The sequence below is a fragment of the uncultured Georgenia sp. genome (assembly GCF_937958535.1).
Lineage (GTDB): Bacteria > Actinomycetota > Actinomycetes > Actinomycetales > Actinomycetaceae > Oceanitalea.
The window spans coordinates 1-5,702 of sequence record NZ_CALGNQ010000118.1 but is presented as its reverse complement, the minus strand read 5'-3'; the positions used below and the strand labels follow the sequence as shown (position 1 = coordinate 5,702).

At 72.9% G+C, this 5,702-nt stretch carries 6 protein-coding genes; 5 read left to right on the top strand and 1 reads right to left on the bottom strand.

Annotated elements, in window-relative coordinates:
* Positions 1–101: 101 nt before the first annotated feature.
* Positions 102–1,082 (bottom strand): hypothetical protein, encoded by a 981-nt coding sequence (locus Q0195_RS06510; RefSeq protein ID WP_299276131.1) that lies wholly within the window; start codon positions 1,080–1,082, stop codon positions 102–104.
* Positions 1,083–1,220: 138 nt separating this feature from the next.
* Between Q0195_RS06510 and purD the strand changes: the two genes are divergently transcribed.
* The 5 genes from purD to purQ all read left to right on the top strand — a co-directional run bounded on the left by purD (position 1,221) and on the right by purQ (position 5,627).
* On the top strand, positions 1,221–2,501 hold the full coding sequence (gene purD / locus Q0195_RS06505; RefSeq protein WP_299276128.1) for a phosphoribosylamine--glycine ligase: 1,281 nt from the start codon (positions 1,221–1,223) through the stop codon (positions 2,499–2,501).
* Positions 2,498–3,364, top strand: a complete 867-nt coding sequence (locus Q0195_RS06500) for a phosphoribosylaminoimidazolesuccinocarboxamide synthase (RefSeq protein ID WP_299276125.1) — start codon at positions 2,498–2,500, stop codon at positions 3,362–3,364. Before purD ends, Q0195_RS06500 begins: the two co-directional genes overlap by 4 nt.
* Before the next feature lie 132 nt (positions 3,365–3,496).
* Complete coding sequence (locus Q0195_RS06495) at positions 3,497–4,585, top strand: acyl-CoA desaturase (protein WP_299276124.1); 1,089 nt, start codon at positions 3,497–3,499, stop codon at positions 4,583–4,585.
* Positions 4,586–4,632: 47 nt separating this feature from the next.
* The gene (gene purS, locus Q0195_RS06490; RefSeq protein WP_299276121.1) at positions 4,633–4,896 is read left to right on the top strand and encodes a phosphoribosylformylglycinamidine synthase subunit PurS; all 264 of its coding nucleotides are present in this window, start codon (positions 4,633–4,635) and stop codon (positions 4,894–4,896) included.
* On the top strand, positions 4,896–5,627 hold the full coding sequence (gene purQ / locus Q0195_RS06485) for a phosphoribosylformylglycinamidine synthase subunit PurQ (protein ID WP_299276119.1): 732 nt from the start codon (positions 4,896–4,898) through the stop codon (positions 5,625–5,627). The genes purS and purQ overlap by 1 nt, the downstream gene beginning before the upstream one ends.
* Positions 5,628–5,702: the final 75 nt, after the last annotated feature.

The following is a 5,702-nucleotide window of genomic DNA, read 5'->3' as shown; positions in this document are numbered from 1 at the left end:
GCCGCCCGAGCGGCAGGACGACGCCGCCTGAGCTGCAGGGACGACGAAGGGGCCCGCCCGTGTACGGCACGGACGGGCCCCTCGGCGCGTCTGTCGGCAGGTCAGCGCTGCTGCTGGTCGCCCTCGTCCGGCTCGGCCGGCGGCTGGGGCGGGGCGAAGGGCGAGCCCTCCGGGCGCTGGACGGGCGCGTCGGCGGCGGCAGTCGAGGACGGGGCGGGCGGGGCCGGCGGCTGCTGACCGGGGTAGCCCGGGCCCGGGTCGGCCGGCACCTGGTCCGCCGGGCCGAACCCGCCGGTGGGCTGGGCGGCACCGGGCTGGGCCCCGAAGCCCGCACCCGGGTCGGCCGGCACCTGGCCCGGCCGGCCGTACGGTGCGCCGTAGGGAGCCGCCGCCTGGGCGCGCGAGCCCCGGCTCTTCTTGGTGATGAGGAAGATGAGGGCCGCGATGGCGAGCAGCGCGACGACCCCGAGGATCACCCACACCGCGGTGGAGACCCCGCCGGAGCCGCCGCCCGAGCCGGCCGCGTAACCGGTGGCGGTACCGCCGGTGGCGAAGACCTCCATGCCGGTCCAGGTCACGGTGTTGCCGTCGATCTCTCCGTCGGCCTCGATGACGTCACCCGGGAAGGTGACCGAGATGCTCACCTCGGGCTCCATGCCCCCGGGCATGTCGCTGAAGTCGCCCATCCCGGTGTCGTCGCCGTCGAAGGTGAAGACGAAGGTGTCCTCGACCTTCTCGATCGTCATGCCCTCGCCCGTCATCGCGTCGATGGAGCCACCCGCCGCCGTCAGCCGGCAGCCGACGTTCCCGTCGGTCTCGATGTCCTCGACGGTGAAGTCGATCTCCTCGGGGGAGTCGGCGATCTCCCGGGACAGGTCGTCGCAGCTGAGGTCGTCCCGGGTGGCGAGGCCGGTGAGGTCGGCGAGCTCCATCGCCACATCGACGGTCTCGTCCTCGTTGATGGTCAGGCCCAGGTCGAGGCGGAAGCACCCGCTGAGCACGAGGAGCAACGGCAGGAGGAGGAGCGCCGACAGGCCCCGACGGACGCGTGAGCGGCTCGTCCCGCTGGCATGTGTAGTCATGCCGGGCACCCTATCCCCCGTCTTGGACGGCTCCCGAGCCGCCGGCGGCCCGGGAGATGGGGACTTCTCCCCGCGCCCGGTGCCCGACCGGTGGGCGGACAGGAGGCTGCCGGTCGGCGGTCGGTAGGCTAGCGAGACGTGAAGATCCTCGTCGTCGGCTCCGGCGCACGTGAGCATGCCATCGCCCGCGCCCTGAGCAGTGACAGCACGGTCCACCAGGTCCTCGTCGCCCCCGGGAACCCCGGCACGGCGCGGATCGCCACGAACCTCCCGGTCGACCCGCTCGACCCCGACGCGGTCGCGGCGCTCGCCGTCGAGCACGGGGTCGACCTCGTCGTCGTGGGCCCCGAGGCGCCGCTGGTCGCCGGGGTGGCCGACGCCGTGCGGGCCGCCGGGGTGCCGTGCTTCGGTCCCGGTGCCGAGGCGGCCCGGCTCGAGGGGTCCAAGGCCTTCGCCAAGGAGGTCATGGCCAGCGCCGCCGTCCCCACGGCGATGGCCTACGTGTGCTCGACGCTGGAGGAGGTCGCCGAGGCGCTGGACGCCTTCGGCGCCCCCTACGTCGTCAAGGACGACGGCCTGGCCGCCGGCAAGGGGGTCGTCGTCACCTCCGACCGCGAGGAGGCGCTCGCCCACGCGGCCGCCTGTCTCGGCCGCAGCTCCGTCCCGGGTGGGGAGCGGCCCGCGGTCGTCGTCGAGGAGTACCTCGACGGCCCGGAGGTCTCCCTCTTCTGCGTCTGCGACGGCACCGACGCCGTGGCGCTCGCCCCGGCCCAGGACTTCAAGCGGCTCGCCGACGGCGACACCGGCCCGAACACCGGCGGCATGGGTGCCTACAGCCCGCTGCCGTGGGCGCCGGAGGACCTCGTCGAGCAGGTCATGGAGCGTGTCGCGCGCCCCGTGGTGCGGGAGATGGCGCGGCGCGGCACCCCCTACACCGGGGTGCTCTACGTCGGCCTGGCACTGACCTCGCGCGGGCTGCGCGTCGTGGAGTTCAACGCCCGCTTCGGCGACCCGGAGACCCAGGTGGTCCTCGCCCGGCTCGCCTCCTCGCCGGCCCAGCTGCTCCACGCCGCCGCCACCGGGACGTTGGCCGACGTGCCGCCACCGCGCTGGCGCGACGAGTCCGCCGTCACCGTCGTCGTCGCCTCCGAGGGCTACCCCGGGGTGTGCCGGCTGGGCGACGTCATCGAGGGGGTGGCGGCCGCCGAGGAGCTCCCCGGCGTCCACGTCCTCCACGCCGGGTGCGCCACGGCCGAGGACGGCTCCCTGGTGAGCGCCGGTGGCCGGGTGCTCTCCGTCGTCGGCGTCGGCAAGGACCAGGAGGAGGCCCGCGAGCGGGCCTACGCCGGCGTCGCCCGGATCTCGCTGGCCGGCTCCCAGCACCGTACGGACATCGCGCTCGCCCGGGCGGCGCAGTGAGCGCGCCGGCGCTGCCCGGCTGGGAGCACGTCTACTCCGGCAAGGTCCGTGACCTCTACCGGCCGGCGGGGGAGCACCCGGACGGCGACGTCGTCCTCGTCGTCGCCTCCGACCGCATCAGCGCCTACGACCACGTGCTGCCGACGCCGATCCCCGGCAAGGGGGAGGTGCTCACCCGGCTCAGCCTGTGGTGGTTCGACCAGCTCGCCGACATCGTCCCCAACCACCTCGTCTCGACCGACGTCCCGGCGCAGGTCGCGGGCCGGGCGATGGTGTGTCGGCGGCTGGAGATGTTCCCGGTGGAGTGCGTGGCCCGCGGGTACCTCACCGGTTCGGGGATGACCGAGTACCGGCAGACCCAGGCGGTGTGCGGGGTGCCGCTGCCGCCCGGCCTGGTCGAGGCCGCGCGGCTGCCCGAGCCGATCTTCACCCCCGCACGCAAGGCCGAGGTGGGTGACCACGACGAGAACATCACCTTCGCCGCCGTCGCCGAGATGCTCGGACAGGAGCGCGCCGCCGAGCTGCGCGACCTCACCCTGGCGGTCTACGCCCGGGCGGCGGAGGTGGCGGCCCGCAGCGGGATCATCGTGGCGGACACCAAGCTGGAGTTCGGGCTCGGCGCGGACGGCACCGTCGTCCTCGGCGACGAGGTCCTCACCCCCGACTCCTCCCGCTTCTGGCCCGCCGACGGCTACACGCCCGGCCGGGTGCAGCCGAGCTTCGACAAGCAGTTCGTGCGCGACTGGCTCACCTCCCCGGACTCCGGGTGGGACCGCGAGTCGGTGCCGCCGCCGCTGCCCGACCACGTCGTCCAGCGCACCCGGGAGCGCTACCTCGAGGCCGCCGAGCGGCTCATCGGCTGACCCGGCGGCGTCCCCCCCCGCCCGGTCCGCGCTGTGGGACAGGCGGCGGCGCCACCCGATCCGTGCCATGCTTGCCGGGCAAGAACACGGTGTTGCGGATCACGTTCGCGACTGGAACCAAAGGTGCGAACGATGGCAGCAGACCTCACGACCACCCCGGCCCCCGAGCGGGGCACCGCCCGGCAGCGGTTCGTCAGCGACTTCACCGCGCTGACCCGCCAGGTCCAGGAAGCCGGCCTGCTCAAGCGGGCCTACGGCTACTACTGGACGAAGATGATCGCCCTCACCCTGCTCGGGCTGGGGCTCGCGGCGGCGTTCGTCCTCATCGGGGACACGTGGTGGCAGCTCGTCACCGCGGCCGTCCTGGCGGTGCTCATGACGCAGATCGCCTTCCTCGGCCACGACGCCGCGCACCGGCAGATCTTCGTCTCCGGGAAGTGGAACGAGTGGGTCTCGCTCGTCATCATCAACCTCTTCGTCGGCATGGGGTCCGGCTGGTGGCAGCGCAAGCACACCAAGCACCACGCCCAGCCGAACAAGCTCGACGCCGACCCCGACATCGACCCGGGCGTGCTCGCGTTCACCGGCCATGCCGCTGGACAGCGCCGGACCCGCCTCACCCGGTGGCTGGCGACCAAGCAGGGCTACTTCTTCTACCCGCTCCTCCTGCTCGAGGGCGTGGCGCTCCACGTCCAGGGGATCAAGCGCGCCGTCGCGCGGCAGAAGCTCAAGCACCGCTGGGTGGAGCTCGGCTTCATCAGCTTCCGGCTCGTCACCTTCGTCGCCCTGGTCTTCCTCGTCCTCTCCCCGGGCAAGGCGCTGGCCTTCATCGGTGTCCAGCTCGCCGTCTTCGGGTTCTACATGGGCATGTCCTTCGCCCCGAACCACATCGGGATGCCGGTCGTGCCGCGGGACATGAAGCTCGACTTCCTGCGCCGTCAGGTGCTCGTGAGCCGCAACATCAGCGGCGGACGGTTCGTCGACACGCTCATGGGCGGCCTCAACCACCAGGTGGAGCACCACCTCTTCCCGAACATGGCCCGTCCCAACCTGCGTCGGGTCGCGCCGATGGTGCGGCAGTACTGCCATGACCTCGGCGTCCGCTACACCGAGACGACCTTCGCCCAGGCGCACCGTGCCGTCATCCGGGAGATCAACCGCGTCGGGCGTGGCGGCCTGGACGTGTGGGCATGCCCACTGGCGGCCCAGTACCGGGTGTGACCGCGGGTAGACTCGGGCCCGGTCCAACCCCCGGAGCAGGAGACACCATGGGACGAATCGTCGTCGAGGTCATGCCCAAGCCCGAGATCCTCGACCCTCAGGGCAAGGCCGTGGCCGGCGCCCTGCCGCGCCTCGGCCTGGACGGTTTCGTCTCCGTCCGGCAGGGCAAGCGTTTCGAGCTCGAGGTCGACGGCGAGGTCGACGACGCCGCTCTCGACCAGGCCCGCCGGGCCGCCGAGATGCTCCTGTCCAACCCGGTGATCGAGAACGTCGTCCGGGTCGCCGCGGTCGACGACGCCGGGAGCGAGTGATGCACCGTCTCGACACCGAGCACGAGGTGCGACCCGACGGCGCCCGCATCGGTGTCGTCACCTTCCCCGGCTCGCTCGACGACCGGGACGCCCAGCGTGCGGTCCGGCTCGCCGGTGCCGAGCCGGTGCCGCTGTGGCACGCCGACTCCGACCTCCGGGGCGTGGATGCCGTCATCCTGCCCGGCGGGTTCTCCTACGGCGACTACCTGCGCTGCGGCGCCATCGCCCGCTTCGCCCCGGTGATGGAGTCCGTCATCGAGGCCGCCGGCCGTGGGCTGCCGGTCCTGGGCATCTGCAACGGCTTCCAGATCCTGTGCGAGGCCCACCTGCTGCCCGGTGCCCTCATCCGCAACGACCACCAGCGCTTCGTCTGCCGCGACCAGCAGCTGCGGGTGGAGAACAACGACACCGCCTGGACCACCGGCTACGAGGTCGGCCAGGTCATCACCATCCCGCTGAAGAACGGCGAGGGCGGCTTCGTCGCCGACCGGCGCACGCTGGACGAGCTCGAGGGCGAGGGCCGCGTGGTGCTGCGCTACGAGGGCGTCAACCCGAACGGGTCGCTCAACGACATCGCCGCGGTGACCAACGCCGCCGGGAACGTCGTCGGGCTCATGCCCCACCCGGAGCACGCCGTGGAGACCGGGTTCGGCCCCGACTCCGACTCCGGCTCCGGCACCGACGGCCTGGCGATGTTCACCTCGGTCCTCGGCGTCCTCATCACCGCCTGACCACTCCACACCCTCGCCACCGCCACCACCGAGAGCCCACGTCCCACCGAGAGCTCACTTCTTGCCGAGAGCTCA

Coding starts and splice junctions, on each gene's coding strand:
- Q0195_RS06510 (WP_299276131.1), bottom strand. CDS start 1,082: ATGACTACACATGCCAGCGGGACGAGCCGCTCACGCGTCCGTCGGGGC.
- Q0195_RS06495 (WP_299276124.1), top strand. CDS start 3,497: ATGGCAGCAGACCTCACGACCACCCCGGCCCCCGAGCGGGGCACCGCC.
- purS (WP_299276121.1), top strand. CDS start 4,633: ATGGGACGAATCGTCGTCGAGGTCATGCCCAAGCCCGAGATCCTCGAC.
- purQ (WP_299276119.1), top strand. CDS start 4,896: ATGCACCGTCTCGACACCGAGCACGAGGTGCGACCCGACGGCGCCCGC.